The sequence below is a fragment of the Eubacterium xylanophilum ATCC 35991 genome, assembly GCF_000518685.1.
GTDB lineage: Bacteria > Bacillota > Clostridia > Lachnospirales > Lachnospiraceae > Eubacterium_F > Eubacterium_F xylanophilum.
Window position 1 is genome coordinate 25,974 of record NZ_JAEB01000024.1, and the last position, 16,679, is coordinate 42,652.

Below are 16,679 nucleotides of genomic sequence, written 5' to 3' on the forward strand. Positions count from 1 at the left end.
GTCTATACCGCCTTTTTCACAAATTTATGCAAAAAACCCGATAGTTTTTTGAAACACATTGGATAAATACCGAATGCGAGAAATGCAACAATCATATACCTAGCTGCCCTTACAATAAATGATAAGATTGTTCCTGAATCAAGAAACTCTTTGGGGAATGGAAGCTTTAAAAGTTCGTTACTTAATGCAAATACAGCCATTCCAAGAGCCATACGTATGATAATCTCTAATTTTTCATTAGTCTCTTTGAAGGAGACATACCTTTTTTCATATAAATATGCTGCGAAAAAGCCCAACATCAAGCCATAACAACTGTAAAAATCTGAGCTCCTCACATAGAAAAAGCCCGGAAAACCCAGTACAGATATTATTATAAACTGTACTTCCGGTTTGTCAACTTTTTTTGATATAAGTGTCATTATACTAACAACAAGCAAGCCAAATATCCAGCCGGCCAATACGTCTGTCGGATAGTGCACTCCCAGGTAAACTCTAGAAATGCCAATCAACAACGGCAATACAATTGCAGCTACCAATGTAAACCTGTTTTTCCGTCCCAGATAAACGGACAGACAGGTGGTTATGGAATTGCTGGAGTGCATACTCGGAAATGAATATCCCTGCTCAGCTATATTGTTCAGAGCAGCACCTGATGTCGGCGCTCTAAAACACTTGATATTATGGTGAACCATATATGGTCTCATTCGCATAACAGCTCCCTTAATTAATGGTGCCCAAGCCGCCACAGCAAGCAGATTTATGCCTACATACCGAGCATATTTCTTGTCATAACACCAATACAGGAAGCCTATTACCAATATCAAGACTACCTCTTCTCCAAGTATACTAATAGCAGAGAAAAAACTCTTTGCTCCCTCTCCAAAAAAGGCTTGAAGCTGTGACAGTATGAGATCCTCTCCTTCAAACCAAAATGCACGTCCCTGTACATAATCCATATCTTCTAACGCCCCCTACGTTGGTAACTCTGACATCATATCACTTATAATACTATTTGGTAAATACAGCTTTTCTATTATCGTCTGTAGGAAACTCATGTTCCTCCTCATCATATCTTGCAATTGTAACCTTGTCCTTAGTTACGATGATCTGATAACTGGTATTTCTGCACTCATAAATAGTATTATCGGATTTATTCACAGATTTGCAGAGATTCTCTCTGTTGAGCCAAATCTTGTTCTTTGAATCTATCTTAACTGTTCCTATATCTTCATGTGTGTCACCGAGTTCAACCTTACCCTGTTTCCACACATACTCACCTACGGCTGAACGATCACCGATAATCGATTCTACTTTTTCTTCCTCGCCACCAAATACGCTTGACAGCGGATTCTCACATCCGGTCAATGCAAGTACAGTAGCAGCTGTAAGCGCTCCCACTACCATTTTCTTCCATAATTTTTGTCTCATAATTACGACTTCCTTTCTATCTAAATCTTATTTTAATCTGGATTACTAGTAGACTACCAGAGCTTTCTTCACCTTTTTAATGAATCTCTTGGTTCCCTTCATGGAAAAAAACTTCGATGATGTATTTCCGCTATAATCCTTAACGGTAACAACTATACTTTGGCGTTTTCTTCCTGTTTTAAATCTTACTCTTCTATATCCCTTGCGTTTACCAGATTTAATTAATTTTGTCTTTTTCAAGCTGACTTTCTTCTTGTTCAACTTTATCGACTTAATACCGATATTGTCTTTTACATAGAAAACAGCTTTATTCTTATATGTTTTTCCCGTCTTAACTCCCTTAATAGTCGGGATTTGTCGGTCACTTTTCTTGATAAGCTTTGCCTTATCAGCCTCTAGGTTGTGATTTGTAGAGGTATATGCATACCAAACTACATCTCCTTTATCTTTTTCTTTATCGTATTTAAACTCAACCTTATTAGGTTTATCCTCATCTATCTTACCATTAGTTTCAACAATATTATCTTCGAAAGTGACTTCAACTGAAAACTTAATATCTACCGCGGATAGCTCAGATGTTTCATCAACCTCCTTGGTAATATTATTCATTTCCTTGCTATTCACAAGAAAAATCGCCTTATCTGTATCTAGCAAAGACTCCCTATCAGTCTTGTTATACTTCTTAATAGTTGTCTCCTTGGTCACTTCATTAACATAGAATTCTTTGCCATTAATCTTAGTGACTTTGAAACCTTTCATGCTCTTCTTATTCTTTGAATTCTTGTTGAGCCTATCGATAGCTTCCTTGGCATATGCCTGCTTTTCAGTAACCGTGACTTTGCCATTTTTCTTTATAACAAATTCATTTCTAAGCTCACAACAACCTACTAATGTCATAGCACCCAAAACACACAATAGCAACAAAAGAACTTTTTTCATTTTCATAAATCTCCTCAGTTTATCTTATCCACTGCCCTAAAACACCATTATTATATTATCACAATTCTCTTTAATCTTCAAGCAAAACTAATTATTCGTACTTGTTGCTGTAAATCGCAAATCTATCACGCCTATCATTGACCACATTGTCGCTGCCCGCAATCTCTCTTACAAGGGAAAAAGATGTGTGATTTTCAATATAAAAAATAGTCTCATCCTCAGGATAATATATGATAAATGTTATCTCCCTAGGTGCTCGCTCAAAACTAATCTGAATCTTAGTCAGAACTGTTCGAAACACTTCCGTTGAGAAGGGATTGAAAAAATAAATCATATTAATGAAGTCAGGAACGTCGTAATCCACCGCAGACTGATTAATAAACCGGATTGGCGCCACCTTCATATCAAACTTATTCACATATGATCTGAGATTTTCATATGCCAAGTCAAAGTAGTGTGCAGAATATTCCACTCCTATACCCTTGCATCCCATCTTATAATTTGCATATAACAGCACGCGTCCAAGGCCGCTTCCGTAGTCAAGGATTATATCATCTTCCCCCAAATCCAACTCATCAAACAACACGTCTAACACTAGATAAGGTGTGGGCTCATACCTGTGAAAATAGTATGTGTCCTTCCCATCTGTCTGCACTTCCTCGGTCACAATATTCATTTCTTCATCTCTATTGATATCCTCTAAATATGGATGCATGCTTTTTTTCCTTTCCAATCCGCGCTTGACTAAACTCACTTTTATTCTATCGGCACGCGGAATATTTTACATAATAAAATGCTTGATTTTTTTTCATCGGTGGTCTATACTAGTATCATAACTATATTACAGTTGTAGAAAGAAGGGTGAAATATTGGATGCATTGACTTTATTTCAAAAATCGCTCAAATCTTTTGATGAGGTCGATGAGGGGAGAAACGAATTCTACAATCATCTTCCATACAGGAGAGACAGCGATCTGTGCCACTGGGAGCCTGACGGCATGGTCAGCGGCAATCTAATCAAATACTATCAATATCAATTAGATCAACCGGTGATTATCTAGTACATAAAGGCGATTCAAGCGCGTTTTCAACGCACTAAATCGCCTTTTTTAATCGGAATCGCATATTGCTGGTCTTACTCACGTCGTTCGTAAGACAATTATCGGAATCGCATATTGCTGGTCTTACTCACGTCGTTCGTAAGACAATTATCGGAATCGCATATTGCTGGTCTTACTCACGTCGTTCGTAAGACAATTTCTATTAGCACCAGCCCTCTAGTATAGCATTTTCTAGAAATATCTGATGAAAATGATAACCATAGACATAGCAACAACAATAACTGCTGCCGGAGCTGAAACTTTGCAATACTGTCCCCAACCAATCTTGTATCCGGCTTTGTTGGCAACACTAGTACCAACCACGTTCGCAGATGCTCCGATTGGAGTTGCGCTTCCTCCGATATCTGTACCCATAGAAAGCGTCCAAGCCAAAGTCTTCAAGTCTACTCCTGAGTTATGTGCAGCTAGATCTGCGATAACCGGTACCATTGTAGCTGCAAACGGAATATTGTCGACGAACGCACTAGCAATCGCTGAAATCCAGATGATAATTGCAACCATAACCATTGCATTTCCACCGCTCACCTTGGCGATAAACTCTGCTATAAGTTCAAGCACACCCGTTTGCTCAAGTCCACCGACTACCATAAATAGTCCGATAAAGAATACCAACGTCTTGTAATCTACCTTCTTTATCAAGAACAATGCATCCTTACCAGATGTAATGAGTGTAATAAGTGCAATAAATACTCCGATAGTTGCCACTGTCAAGTGTGTTTGTGCATGAGTGATAAGAAGCACTACCGCACATCCAAATATAACACAGCTGATGATGAAATCTTTCATACTTGTGATTGATTCACTTGGGTCCGGAACTGATTCTATATCCACACTTACCTCGCTGTTCAGCTCTTTTCTGTATACCATATAGAAGTAAACTACTATAACTACCATACAGATAGCGGCGATCAATCCGGTATTTTGAAGGAAATCAAAGAATGTATATCCGTTTGCTGTTCCGATAATTATATTTGGCGGATCTCCACACATGGTCGCAGATCCTCCCAAGTTCGCACAGAAAATCTCACTTAGAATCATCGGAATCGGATCGATCTTAAGGAGCTTTGAAAGCTCAACTGTCACTGCTGCAAGGAATAAAATAACTGTGATACTGTCGATAAACATTGACAATACCGCAGACATAATCATAAATGTTATAAAGAGTGGTGTTGGTTTGTAATTCACCATCTTCGCCAACTTCATGCATAGCCATTGGAAAAATCCTGCCTTGGCCATTCCCTCCACCATTACCATCATTCCGGCAATAAATAGGATTGTCTCCCAGTTTATTCCCGAGGAGTGGCCCTCCTCTGTCGCAATCCAAAAATTCGAGGTCACTATTGTATGAAGATTAAGCGTCTTCATAATCGCGCTTCCACTGTGCATGATTGCCCCAAATACAATTCCAATCATAAGCACTCCACATACTAATGTCACTAGATGCCTCTCAATCTTGTCAATAACAATCATGACAAACATCACCAAGAAAATGACGATTGCAAGTATCTGTTCTAATTGCATCATCCCATATGACAAGATAAACTCGTCCTTCTTATACGATTCTATTATCTTGTCATCCTCCTTTCTCCGTTTTTTATTTATATTTTAACATAATATCCATAATAACTCAACAAGTTTCAAAATCATCAATAATTGTATATTTTATAATTCTGTGCTATAATATGGTTGTGAGATTTTTCTCATAAAGAAAAGTATGAGAGTATGAAAGGAGTTCATCTTATGAGTAATAAAGATTCAGAAAAAAAATCCAGTAAAAAACAAAAAAAACCTAATAGAGTAAAACAGCGCAAGCGAGGTCTTTCGATGCTCAAAATGTTACTTATTGCAACACTGCTCCCATTGATTATGTCTGCAGCAGTTATGACATTTATTAATGTTAGAAATTCCAATGAGAGTATCGAGCAGTCTGTCAAAGATAAACTTGAAATAGCTAATATGCAGTTCAATCGCTATGCCACAGACGCATATATTGCAGAGGGCGACGAAGCTTTCACAAAAGCTAATAAAGATTATAGCTATGTTGATTCTTACAAAGAAAACAAAGTTGAATTCACAATATTCTTGGGCGACACTCGCGCCCTTACATCCCTCAAGGACGACAGCGGTGCCAGAATCGAGGGTACTAAGGCATCAGAAAAGGTCATCGAAGACTGCCTTAAAAACGGCAACCATTTCCAGGGTTCCAATGTGAAAATCAACAACAAAGCCTATTATGTTGACTATCTTCCTTTGAAGGATGCCAATGGAAATATTGTTGGAATGACTTTCTGCGGAGAAGCCGATATTGTGGTTACAAGCGCCGCAAACAAAACTGCCATGTCAATTATACTTACTTTTGTTGCCATTGTCGCAGTATTCTCACTTCTCATGTGGATCATTGCACTTCGAATCAGAAAGCCTATACTCAGCATTTCACAGTCCCTCGAGGAGATTGCCTCCGGAAATCTTACAGCTGAGATTAACGTGTCTAGTTCAATCGCGGAGAGTTTTACAATGTTTAATTCTATGAAAAATGTTCAGCGCGACCTCAACCAGATAATCAGCAAGATCAGAAGTGAGTCCAGCAAAATGTCAGATAAGATTAAGGCAACCGAGTCACTTTCCCAGAGCAGTTCTGAGGCTGCAATTCGCATCTCCAATTCCATGGAAGATCTCTCTTCGGGAGCCCAGAGCTTGGCATCTAATGTCAATGACGTTAATGACCAGATGAAGCAAATGGGTGACCGAGTTACTGACATCGAGAATAATATAGATGGGCTCACAGTAAATGCCAAGAATATGAATAATGTAAGCAAGGATGCGACACATCAGATGAATATAGTTATGAAGAGCAGCAAAGAAGCTGTTTCCGCAGTTAATTCTATTCACGACCAAATCCTTCTTACAAATGACTCAATAAGCAAGATTAATGAGGCCATCGACCTCATCATCGAGATAGCAAACCAGACTAACCTCCTCTCTCTCAATGCTTCAATCGAAGCTGCTCGAGCAGGAGAGGCAGGAAGAAGCTTTGCAGTAGTTGCGGACAGCATCTCCAACCTATCCGAACAGAGTAATGAGAGCGCTGCCACAATTCGAGAGATAGCCAACGAAATATTGACCAATTCAAGAAACTCTGTCAACCTGGCTGAGCGAATTCAGCTCGCCATCCAAAATGAACAGGATGCTATTACATCAACTCAGGATAAATTTACTGAGTTAGAGGGCTCTATTAATACAAGCGTTTCGGAAATCAAACTTATAAGCGACAAGACGCGAGAGCTCAATAAAATCAAAGAAGATTTGCTACAGCACATAGACGAACTCAGCGCGATTAGTGAGGAAAATGCATCCTCCAACGAAGAAGTGAATGCTTCACTTCTCAACATCACAGCCGGCTTGACCGAAATCGTTGATTTCCTCTCACAGATGGATGCACTTTCAAACGACCTAGAGGACTCAGTTTCCCACTTCAAGTAAAAGAGGTATTACATGGAAAGATTTGTAGATATTATTAATAAAAAAAGACTTGGAAAACAGCTTTCAGACAGCGAAATCGATCTAATGATTGCTGAATATGTCAACGGAAATATCCCCGATTACCAGATGTCAGCCATGCTTATGGCCATCTGCTTTCAGGGTCTTACAGAGGGTGAGCTCACAAGGCTCACCCTTGCTATGCGCGATTCCGGAGAAACCCTTGACCTTTCATCGATCAACGGTATCAAAGTGGACAAACACAGCACCGGAGGAGTCGGCGACAAGACAACCCTAATCATCGGCCCTATCGTGGCCGCTTGTGGCGTTCCCGTGGCAAAGATGAGCGGACGAGGACTTGGTTTCACCGGAGGAACCATAGACAAATTGGAGTCTATTCCAGGTCTTAAGACTTCCCTGGATAACGGAATATTTTTCAAAAATGTCAATGAATTAGGCTTATGTGTTGTCGGTCAAACTGCTGATCTAGCCCCGGCAGACAAGCTTTTGTATGCCCTTAGAGACGTGACTGCAACCGTACAGTGTATCGAGCTCATCGCCTCTTCTATCATGAGCAAGAAGCTTGCTGCAGGCGCGGACAAGATTCTGCTAGACGTCACCACGGGTAGCGGAGCATTTATGACAGATCCCACAGATGCAAGATTATTGGCAGAAAAAATGGTCCGCATCGGAAACAACGCAGGCAAGCAAACCATCGCCCAGATTACTTCTATGGACGAGCCTCTGGGATTCGCCATTGGCAACAATCTTGAAGTAAAGGAAGCTATCCGCGCCCTTAGAGGTGAGAATATTTCCGATCTCATGGAGGTATGTTATACTCTTGCCTCTCATATGATTTCACTCGGAAAAGAGATACCATACGAAGAAGCAAGAAAATTAGCCGAAGAGGCGATTTCCTCCGGAAGGGCATTTGATGTTTTTGTAAAAATGGTCGAAGCTCAGGGCGGAGACACAAATTACATACTCAATCCTGAACTCTTTGAGACAGCCGCAGTTTCCCATGAATTCAGAGCTGAAAATAGCGGTTATCTAACCTTCACAAACACAGCTGGAATCGGTGTGGCCGCAGGTCTCCTCGGTGCAGGGCGCAGCAAAAAAGACGATCCTATCGACATGAGTGCCGGGATCGTCCTCACAAAAAAGAATAAAGACTTTTGCCAAAAAGGCGATCTTATCGCCACTCTCTACGGTAAAACTTCTGATCAATGTCAAAGCGGGGCAAAGAAATTTGGCGAATGCATCGCGCTCTCCCCTAAACCTTTGAGTGATAATAAAATCGCCTTAATCGGAGATGTAATTATATGATACTAATTATTCTCACTAGCTTCTATTTGTTTCTTTTCTCTGTACTCCTCCGGAGCTTCGACTTCTAGTTTGGCCAAAAGCTCGCCAACTGTGGATGTATAATCCTCAGCTATTGTGCAGACCGACTTCATAGCCACAACAGCTTCCTTGGAGCTATCTTCAATTTTTCGGATAGAATCCTTACTAATCGTATTAGATTCTTCTACTATTGAAAGTGTTTCATTTATCTTAGCAATATTGTTGAATGACGTGCGCGCATTTAACACGAACTGACCAACCGTTTCTCTAACAAGAATTGAATCCTTCTGATACTGATCTCCGGCATTTGCCAAATCATCATAAGCTTCCTGAACAGAAGTATTGATGAAATCAAGCATAAACTCTGCCATCTCGATAAGTTTCTCAACGGCCTCTGTAACGGCCATTGCCACAGTCTGAATCTTCTCTACAGCCTCAGCTGATGCCTCAGACAAATCCGTGATTTCCATCGCAACTACAGAAAAACCTTGTCCTGCTTCTCCCGCTCTAGCCGCCTCGATAGAAGCATTAATCGCCAACAAGTTGGTCTGATTAGTAATATTCTTGATTGTTTCTGTAAGCACTTGAATCTGTGAAATCTGCTTTGACTCTTTGATTGCACTTTCCATCTTTCCCTTATTAGCTTTGAGAACTCGATTTGCTTTATTTCTCGATTCTCTTGCAGCTTCCTGAACCTCTGCAGCTCTCGCGGAGATGGAACTTATCTTATCTGCCTCGCGCTCACTTTCTTTTAAGATACTCTGAAGTGACTCATTCATCTCATCAGAGAAGCCATCTAGCCTACTGACCCCTCTGAGAACTGTTCTAAGTGAAGTATCAAGCATCTCTGCACTTTCTGCAATTTCATTAAGCCTTCTCTCACAATCGTCTACAGCAGAACTCATTGCTCCAATACCGGAAGTGGGATTTTGAGAAACTCTAACCAATGTACCTATAATCTCATTGGCCTGTTTGAGCACTCTTCCCATGCGACGAGCAACATCTCCAAGATCGCCTTCGATGTCCTCCATAGCATTATCAGCCAGAAATCCAGCTTCTCCATTCTCCACAGTATTCAAGAATTCGTCTATCTCTGCAATATTTTTATCATATCTCTCAGCAAAGAAGAACGATGAATAAACTGCTATCGCTAAAAATACGGTTACAATAATCCAATACGCTGACAGCGTAGCTGTTCCGCTTGCCCCTCCACCAATCAGCATTAAGAAAAAAAGAATTAATGCTTCAATCAGCATCACTGCGCCAATCAGTGTAGGTATCAGCACTTTCGCATTCTTAAAACTCTTCTTCATAGACATTCCTCCATCAGGTGAATTATGCCTTCTACTGTAAATCACCTTTCTCAAGTACATACTTCTTAATGGCGTTGAAAGTCTCTATGCTCATGTCATGTTCCATCATGCACGCATCTTCCTCCGCAACGTCCTTTTCCACACCTAGGCTAATTAGCCAATCAGTCATAAATCTATGTCTCTCATAGATTCGTAGCGCAATTTCTCTTCCCTTTTCGGTAAGCGTGATAAAGCCTGACTTGTCTGTGTTGATACACTCACTCTCTCTAAGCTTCTTCATCGCAACACTCACACTAGACTTCTTGTAGCCCATGCACTCTGCGATATCCACTGACCTCACCACAGGAAGCTTATCAGATAATTGCAATATTGCCTCCAAATAATCTTCTGACGATTCATTACGCCCCATTTTCGTGACCTCCTATATATATGGTTTTACGTATTACATCAATTATACCACATAAAGGTAGCATTGTCTAACTATGAAAGAGAAATTTTTTTCAAAAAAGTTATTGACAATTAACTAAAGTTAGTATATACTAACCATATGGTTACAAAAACCATACTTTCGCCTGGGAAATTTTTAATTTCTCTCAAATAATCTTCTTTAAAAAATTGTCGAGATTGATGTCACTCTCTAGCCATAACAGTCCATCAAATCTCGACTTTTTTTCTTTTTATAAAATATTCCGACACGAATAAGAATCACTTAGAATGCGCAATAATGTCATAATACTCATAAAGCTGCTGCACACCATTCTCTAAAATGAAGTAATGTCTGATATATGGAATCAACAGTACAAAGAACATTCCAGCTAAAACTATAATCGAAATCTGCATAATCGCCACAAATGCAATTACCGAAAACACCGCAAGAATCGCAAAGAGCACCGTTACTACAAGATGTATAAAACGCTCATGCTGGAAAAATCCAATCTGAATTAACATTTCTTTTAGGAACGCTTCCTTTCCATCCGGAAGATTTCCATCTCCGGATTTCACTTTAACAGACATCTGTCTATAGTATTCAAGATAATACTTAAGTCGTTTTTCCAATTCAATTCACCTCACTAATCTACAACTATGATTCGCTTCTTTCTCTCCGATTTCTCATGATTCCCTGAAATCATAGAATATAATTCCGAAGCTCTCAAATCCCGCTCAAACTCTACTTTATCCACTGAATCCAAGCTTTCCATGTCCTTGGCAACTCGTCCGATAATCTGGATTCGACTCCTGTCCTTTGCTCCTGAAAATGGTCCAACAGCATCACTTCGCCGTCCCAAAAGCCTTGCATATCCCGGCTCTATAGGACTATTTTTCCTGATATCTAACATAATCTGTAGCACACATCTCTTAATCCTCGCCATAGTTAGATTCTTTGTCTTGCATTTATCAAGAAAATCCATCAGATTATCCGCATCATACCATACTCGTCGCATGACATTGGCAAGTTCTTCATCAACATCCTTGAATTCCTCAAGCTTGTCAAACTGCTGCCTGATAGCTGCCATAATGATATTGCCAAAATGTTCCAATAAAACGCCCTTTTCTCCGTTTATACGCATCTTTTTGCGGATTGCCGTCGCCGAAGGAAATTCATATGCATCCAAATCGGTATCCTCGTCATTATATCCCATTCCACGTCTTTTTACAGCAAAAGGACGCATTCTTGTCCCTCTTGCCGCTCTAAAATATTCCATCGCCAAATTATTATTGGGCGTGAAACTCAGATCTGACTTGGGATTACAACTCTTGTATGCAGCCTCCATCGCCATTGGGTAAGACATTCCGGTTTTCAAAAGCTTATTTAATGTCAAAACATATTCTTCCGGGTTCTTTTCCAAAAAGAGGCTCGCCTCCTCTAGAGAGTCTATATCCTCGGTCTCGCATCCAAAACAATAATAGTCACATCCAAGCCTATCGAGCAATCCAATTCCACCTACTGCAAAATCTCTTGCACTTGACAGGGCATATCTAATAGGCAATTCATATACCTCGTCAGCACCGTTTTTAAGAGCAATCTCGCAGCGCTTATACTTGTCTATTATTGCTGGTTCTCCACGTTGAACAAAGTCAGGACTCATTACAACGCTGATTCGATCCGCCTGAACTCGTTCTCTTATTTGTTCTATCAGATACGCATGACCCTGATGAAATGGGTTGAACTCCGCAATTATTCCAGCTTTTATCATAAAACATCTCGCTTTCATTCTTTCTTATTTCATCGTATCACATTGGAAAATTTTGTCAAGTGAGCATCTAACGGTTGTAAAAACTTATGGAACCAAGCTATAAAACATGATATACTCTATGTATAAGGAGGTTTCCAGATATGAATAATAAGTTTTCATTCATGAGGGATTTATCAACACTTCAAAAAATACTAGTATATGCCAACCTTCCTATTGGATTGGCTATTCTCTGCTTGTTAAGATGGAATAAGATTAACTTTCATGTAGTACTTTATCTTATTCTCTTTGCCATGGCATATATTATATTTACAGCCTTAATGCTTATGAGTATTTATGTTAAGAATAAAAACAACTATAGTGTGATTGATAGTTCACAACAACTAAAACACCATACATCTTGGATTAATATACTTCTTGCAATTATCAATATTATATTTATAGTACTTGAGGTTTTTTTCGGGATTTTTGACATAGTAAGCCATAAAATTCTATTCTTTTTATTAGGATTTGAAGCCATATACTTATTTGTTACTATCATACTATTTGATAATAATAAAACGAAAATTTAGCTGAGCAACTGCTGTATACGGCGACTGCCGGATAGTGAGGAAGCTTTGCTTCCGAAAGTAGCCATGTTTGTTGCGGCTACAGAATGGAAATGAGATATCTCATCTTCGGCAGGAATTATAAACGGAATAGCTTTAATATATCGGGATTTGGGAGAAAGTATACAACCCGGATTTATATTATGGCGAATTCGCCATAATTAAAAGTCAGTCGGGTTTGAATAGCTTTAAAATCAGTGTCAAGGAATTTGTTGCAAGAACGAACGCAATAAGTATTCAGGCAAAAGCCGGCAGATACGGCGGTACATACTCACATAAGGATATTGCATTTGAATTTGCAATGTGGAAAGGAGTTGTCTTATGACTGTATTAAATGAATTGGATTCGACATGTGGTATATCAGATGATGAATTAACGCAAAGATTTAAAGAGGCAATCAGAATAGATAAAGAGGTAAGAAAGATAAAAGGATTGCCTGTAGCGAAATACGATGATGAGACTAAAAAGGCATATCTTGAATATCCTGATGGGAGAAGAGAGTATGTCGGAGAATAATGCTGTAAAGCTGCCGGAAGTAATTGTGTTTGCAGGACCTAACGGAAGTGGAAAAACAACGATTACCGGAATGGCGAAAACGATCGGTGAATATATAAATGCCGATGACATAAAAAGAACTACTTTATGCACTGATATTGAAGCGGCCCAAAAAGCTGAAGAACTGCGTGAAAAGATGGTTTCAGAGAAAAAAGATTTTACTTTTGAAACGGTCCTTTCGACAGATAGAAATCTATTGTTGCTAAAAAAAGCAAAAGAACAAGGATATTTTGTGCGGTGTATCTACGTTCTTACGGCTAATGCAGATATAAATGTTGCAAGGGTAAGTGCAAGACAGGCTATTGGTGGACATGGGGTTCCCGAGGATAAGATACGCTCACGTTATCCTAAGGCTCTTGCTTTGCTTCCTCAACTTATTGAAGTATGTGATATCTTGCATGTGTATGACAACACGAAAGAGCCGTTCAGAATTTTTAAGAAGAGAAAGGATATTTATTTTCATTGGGAAAATAAGTATTGGGACTTTGATAAAATATCAAATCTCACCGGAATAAACGAATATGAAAATTGAGATTAATATCTCTTAGGCGGCAATAGATAAAGGTATGCCTATAAAACAATTCTTATAACAACTAAAATGATTAATTATGATTCTACGTTAGAGGCTGTACAATAAACCAGAGTGCGAATAATCGCACTCTGGTTTTTAGCATCATTTTTCTTCTATTTCACTCCAACCTAATATTATTTTGCAGTCAGTGTTTGAGTAGTGGCACCACTCGAATTATAGCTTGTATATCTGTAATCTCTCGCAACGTCTGTCTTTACCGGATCTCCATCGATCGTTCCTCCTACACATAATTTGTAGCTGCCATTAGAAGTCAATTCCGGTGATGAATATAATACATAATTTCCAGCCTTTGGAGACTTAAATGCAACAAGCAAATTATCCGATGAATCCATAATCGCTACAGGTGTGCCGGCTGACATAGAAACAGCACTTGAATTTCCTCCACCATTCTGTCCCGGTCTGCCACCAAATCCACCGAATCCACCTGATGATCCCGAGGTTGCTAGATATGTTTGACTTCCGTTAGATGGTGTTATTACCATTCCACTTGCCCCTGTTGCCAGCACAGTTGCACCCTCACCAATTTGGAAAGTGCAATTGCCTTCACCTATATCCAGCGGAGCATTTCCATTGGAATTTGCGCCATAAACTATTGTCGTTCCCCCCATCAGATACAATGATCCATTGCAATCAATACCATCTCCATCTGCCGAAAAAGTTGAAGTAGTAGTGCTTCCATCTTTCGTCTTAAGGCTAAAGCTATGGGTTGTATCATCTGCTATTTCAACGTTAACATATCCACTTAGCACTGTCATCTTGTTTCCTGAAGATGCCGTTGTAGTCTTGGTATATTTTTCTTCACTTTCGTCTTCATATACATATGTAACATTTACTTTCTTTGCAGCATTGATTCCATCATCATTACTGTATACTGTCAGGGTTGGTTCCCCTGCAGTTTTATCCTCTGAACCAACGGTAATAACCCCTGACTCAACTCCTTCGTAAGCCTGCTCGACTTTAACAACCGCATTACCTGTAATCTCAAGTTCCTCAACTGCGGATATTCCGTCATCTGACGCATACACAGTCGTCTCACCACCTATGATTTTCATGGTATTCTGACTCTTGATTCCATCATCGGGTGCCCCGATAATCACCTGTCCGTCATATGCCGCTGATAAGTTTCCGGAGCTAGAGCCGCCAAACATACCGCCGCCACCATTATACTTAATTCCTGCTCCTGTAGTATCGACCTTTATTCTTCCTCCAGCAATTATTATTCCTCCTGAAGCTTCATCAGAATACTGCTGTCCTGCAACATTGTCACTGCCTTCTTCCACACTCTTATAGGAATAAGTGCAGGCTTTTGTTCCCGCCTTGATTCCCTTGTGGCTTCCAGTGTCAACATTAATCGTCTCGACCTTGGTCTCAGATCCCATTCCTCCGGAACCTGTCAAAGTATTGTACTTGCCGGTGCCTAGACTACTATTGTAGTAATTTGTTCCGGCATCCTCAAAGTGCGTCTTTATGTCAATATCAGTCTCATTTCCTGATATATATACCCATTCTCCCTGTATTCCATCTCCATAACAATTATCAATATTTAATGTTCCGCCACTGATATTTACGTCATAATTCTTTGCCTGAATGCCGTCTCCACCGCACTTCAGAACATTTATCTTTCCGCTATTAATCTTGATATTTCCGTTCTTTGACTTGATACCACAGTTGCCCGCTTCAAGATTTGTCTTTCCTCCGCAGATGGACACTCCACCAACTACATTTCCCGCATCATCCACGTAACCAGTTCCTTTTAGGCAGTCCCCGTTCACATTTATCTCAAGATTTCCGCTTTGAATTACAAGCTCTCCCTTTGAGCTAATTCCATCAGTCGGATCATTTTCACCATAATCCACATCCACTGGCATAGAATCTTTGATTATGAGAGATGCATCTTCACTTGCTGCCATAACCACCAGCTTGGCATCGCTATCCTTGGCACATATGATCGCCGACGCAGGGCTCTTGCTGTAGGCACCATATCCTGTGAGTTCCGTTGTTCCGGCCAAAGATATATTCACATTCTTAGTCCCCTTTTTGGCAGTTATAATCGCATCATCCCCGGAAAACTCGCTGTTATCAACGTACAAATCCTGCAAAATCAAGTTGACCGGTTCCTCTATATCCTTGGCAATATCGACAATGAAGTTTGTGAGTGGCGCGCTTTTACTTCCGCCCTCCAAGGAAAATGTTCCGCCCCCGGTGATTGCAACTGTCGTCACACCATCCTCCTCAGAAACCGCCACCTTATCACTGCCATTTTCTGATACAGTCGACTGATTTTGGGAGAGTTTGATTCCGACTGTATTTTCATCATATTTGATAGGCGCCACCGTCTCTATTGGCGCTGCCGTTGGTGCATCCGATGGTGGTACCAATACTGCCGCCTCTGTCTCTTTTGGTGATATTGTAGCTACCACCGCTGTCGCCTTCGGCGTGCTTGTCACTGCTGCCTCTGTCGCCGCCGGCTCGCTTGTCACTGCTATCTCTGTCGCTGTTGGTGCGTTCGTCTCCGCTACCGGTGTCGCTGTTGGCACGCTCGTCTCTGCTGAAGTTGTCGCTGTCGGTGCGCTCGTCACTTCTGCCGTTTCCGTTTCTTTACTTGAGACTTGCTCCTCGGATATTTTATACTTATACTTCTTAATCTTCTTCTTCGCAGCACTGGATTTCAAATATTTTTTTGTAACCTTCTTACTGCTCTTTACCGACAAAACTTTGAGTGTCGAAGTCTTCTTAAAGGTAAATGTTTTTGATTTCTTACTTTTTAAAACTTTCTTTACCTTCATCTTCGAACTAGTTGAATAGTAAACTTTGTAACCCTTTTTTGCCTTTAGTTTTACTTTAATAGTTCCTCTGTAGGTGCCAGCTTTTTTTGAAATACTGTACCCTTTCCCCTTTACCGCAGCGCTTGCCTGACCATGATTTGAAGGCACCACCGACGTTACCAAGGCTGCCACCACCATACCCGCTATGATTTTTTTATTCATATTAATCATCCTTTCTTTTGTTGTTGAATTGAATAAATAATATCACAGCTTCCTTAAAAGAAACTTAAATAATGTCTTACGACTGCAAGGAGTAAGACCAGCAGTATACGTTTCCTTTTTTTA

16 protein-coding genes are annotated in these 16,679 nt (G+C 40.1%); 6 read left to right on the forward strand and 10 right to left on the reverse strand.

All coding sequences use genetic code 11. The features are described from left to right. Window positions 1–2 precede the first annotated feature (2 nt). The 5 genes from L877_RS0105475 to L877_RS0105500 form a co-directional block, all read right to left on the reverse strand. The gene (locus L877_RS0105475) at window positions 3–956 is read right to left on the reverse strand and encodes a phosphatase PAP2 family protein (protein ID WP_026835229.1); all 954 of its coding nucleotides are present in this window, start codon (window positions 954–956) and stop codon (window positions 3–5) included. Window positions 957–1,008: 52 nt separating this feature from the next. Continuing rightward, window positions 1,009–1,428 carry a hypothetical protein gene (locus L877_RS14195; RefSeq protein ID WP_026835230.1) on the reverse strand — a complete coding sequence of 140 codons (420 nt, stop codon included), beginning with the start codon at window positions 1,426–1,428 and terminating at the stop codon, window positions 1,009–1,011. A 45-nt stretch (window positions 1,429–1,473) separates the two neighbouring features. Further along, entirely contained in the window at window positions 1,474–2,367 is an 894-nt protein-coding gene (locus L877_RS0105485; RefSeq protein ID WP_026835231.1) for a hypothetical protein, read from the reverse strand. A gap of 91 nt (window positions 2,368–2,458) precedes the next feature. Next, on the reverse strand, window positions 2,459–3,082 hold the full coding sequence (locus L877_RS0105490) for a class I SAM-dependent methyltransferase (RefSeq protein WP_051437700.1): 624 nt from the start codon (window positions 3,080–3,082) through the stop codon (window positions 2,459–2,461). 577 nt (window positions 3,083–3,659) lie between these two features. Beyond that, window positions 3,660–5,012: an ArsB/NhaD family transporter gene (locus L877_RS0105500; protein WP_341349135.1), complete on the reverse strand. Its 1,353-nt coding sequence runs from the start codon at window positions 5,010–5,012 to the stop codon at window positions 3,660–3,662. 216 nt (window positions 5,013–5,228) lie between these two features. Between L877_RS0105500 and L877_RS0105505 the strand changes: the two genes are divergently transcribed. Together L877_RS0105505 and L877_RS0105510 are read left to right on the forward strand one after the other, a co-directional pair. Next, window positions 5,229–6,968 carry a methyl-accepting chemotaxis protein gene (locus L877_RS0105505; protein WP_026835235.1) on the forward strand — a complete coding sequence of 580 codons (1,740 nt, stop codon included), beginning with the start codon at window positions 5,229–5,231 and terminating at the stop codon, window positions 6,966–6,968. A 12-nt stretch (window positions 6,969–6,980) separates the two neighbouring features. Continuing rightward, a complete protein-coding gene (locus L877_RS0105510; RefSeq protein ID WP_026835236.1) occupies window positions 6,981–8,291 on the forward strand; it encodes a thymidine phosphorylase in 1,311 nt (436 codons plus the stop codon). A gap of 2 nt (window positions 8,292–8,293) precedes the next feature. Here L877_RS0105510 and L877_RS0105515 read toward each other — a convergent pair whose 3' ends face one another. From L877_RS0105515 to L877_RS0105530, 4 genes are all read right to left on the reverse strand, one after another. After that, a complete protein-coding gene (locus L877_RS0105515) occupies window positions 8,294–9,622 on the reverse strand; it encodes a methyl-accepting chemotaxis protein (RefSeq protein WP_026835237.1) in 1,329 nt (442 codons plus the stop codon). Between the two features lie 31 nt (window positions 9,623–9,653). Continuing rightward, a complete protein-coding gene (locus L877_RS0105520) occupies window positions 9,654–10,031 on the reverse strand; it encodes a metal-dependent transcriptional regulator (RefSeq protein ID WP_026835238.1) in 378 nt (125 codons plus the stop codon). A 296-nt stretch (window positions 10,032–10,327) separates the two neighbouring features. Then, entirely contained in the window at window positions 10,328–10,678 is a 351-nt protein-coding gene (locus tag L877_RS0105525) for a hypothetical protein (protein WP_026835239.1), read from the reverse strand. Window positions 10,679–10,692: 14 nt separating this feature from the next. Further along, entirely contained in the window at window positions 10,693–11,817 is a 1,125-nt protein-coding gene (locus tag L877_RS0105530) for a tRNA(Met) cytidine acetate ligase (protein ID WP_034785178.1), read from the reverse strand. A 140-nt stretch (window positions 11,818–11,957) separates the two neighbouring features. Between L877_RS0105530 and L877_RS0105535 the strand changes: the two genes are divergently transcribed. The 4 genes from L877_RS0105535 (at window position 11,958) to L877_RS14390 (ending at window position 13,509) form a co-directional block, all read left to right on the forward strand. After that, window positions 11,958–12,386 carry a hypothetical protein gene (locus L877_RS0105535; protein ID WP_026835241.1) on the forward strand — a complete coding sequence of 143 codons (429 nt, stop codon included), beginning with the start codon at window positions 11,958–11,960 and terminating at the stop codon, window positions 12,384–12,386. Window positions 12,387–12,531: 145 nt separating this feature from the next. Next, entirely contained in the window at window positions 12,532–12,747 is a 216-nt protein-coding gene (locus tag L877_RS13855; RefSeq protein ID WP_278244182.1) for a KilA-N domain-containing protein, read from the forward strand. Next, a complete protein-coding gene (locus L877_RS0105545; RefSeq protein ID WP_026835242.1) occupies window positions 12,744–12,938 on the forward strand; it encodes a hypothetical protein in 195 nt (64 codons plus the stop codon). Before L877_RS13855 ends, L877_RS0105545 begins: the two co-directional genes overlap by 4 nt. Beyond that, complete coding sequence (locus L877_RS14390; RefSeq protein ID WP_026835243.1) at window positions 12,925–13,509, forward strand: ATPase; 585 nt, start codon at window positions 12,925–12,927, stop codon at window positions 13,507–13,509. Before L877_RS0105545 ends, L877_RS14390 begins: the two co-directional genes overlap by 14 nt. Window positions 13,510–13,682: 173 nt before the next feature. On the opposite strand, the gene L877_RS0105555 is transcribed toward L877_RS14390, so the two are convergent. Continuing rightward, window positions 13,683–16,556 carry a carbohydrate-binding domain-containing protein gene (locus tag L877_RS0105555; RefSeq protein WP_026835244.1) on the reverse strand — a complete coding sequence of 958 codons (2,874 nt, stop codon included), beginning with the start codon at window positions 16,554–16,556 and terminating at the stop codon, window positions 13,683–13,685. Window positions 16,557–16,679: the final 123 nt, after the last annotated feature.

Bases quoted from the DNA above. Each gene is read 5' to 3' on its own strand.
- L877_RS0105475 (WP_026835229.1), bottom strand. From the start codon at position 956: ATGGATTATGTACAGGGACGTGCATTTTGGTTTGAAGGAGAGGATCTC.
- L877_RS14195 (WP_026835230.1), bottom strand. From the start codon at position 1,428: ATGAGACAAAAATTATGGAAGAAAATGGTAGTGGGAGCGCTTACAGCT.
- L877_RS0105485 (WP_026835231.1), bottom strand. From the start codon at position 2,367: ATGAAAAAAGTTCTTTTGTTGCTATTGTGTGTTTTGGGTGCTATGACA.
- L877_RS0105490 (WP_051437700.1), bottom strand. From the start codon at position 3,082: ATGCATCCATATTTAGAGGATATCAATAGAGATGAAGAAATGAATATT.
- L877_RS0105500 (WP_341349135.1), bottom strand. From the start codon at position 5,012: ATGATGCAATTAGAACAGATACTTGCAATCGTCATTTTCTTGGTGATG.
- L877_RS0105505 (WP_026835235.1), top strand. From the start codon at position 5,229: ATGAGTAATAAAGATTCAGAAAAAAAATCCAGTAAAAAACAAAAAAAA.
- L877_RS0105510 (WP_026835236.1), top strand. From the start codon at position 6,981: ATGGAAAGATTTGTAGATATTATTAATAAAAAAAGACTTGGAAAACAG.
- L877_RS0105515 (WP_026835237.1), bottom strand. From the start codon at position 9,622: ATGAAGAAGAGTTTTAAGAATGCGAAAGTGCTGATACCTACACTGATT.
- L877_RS0105520 (WP_026835238.1), bottom strand. From the start codon at position 10,031: ATGGGGCGTAATGAATCGTCAGAAGATTATTTGGAGGCAATATTGCAA.
- L877_RS0105530 (WP_034785178.1), bottom strand. From the start codon at position 11,817: ATGATAAAAGCTGGAATAATTGCGGAGTTCAACCCATTTCATCAGGGT.
- L877_RS0105535 (WP_026835241.1), top strand. From the start codon at position 11,958: ATGAATAATAAGTTTTCATTCATGAGGGATTTATCAACACTTCAAAAA.
- L877_RS0105545 (WP_026835242.1), top strand. From the start codon at position 12,744: ATGACTGTATTAAATGAATTGGATTCGACATGTGGTATATCAGATGAT.
- L877_RS14390 (WP_026835243.1), top strand. From the start codon at position 12,925: ATGTCGGAGAATAATGCTGTAAAGCTGCCGGAAGTAATTGTGTTTGCA.
- L877_RS0105555 (WP_026835244.1), bottom strand. From the start codon at position 16,556: ATGAATAAAAAAATCATAGCGGGTATGGTGGTGGCAGCCTTGGTAACG.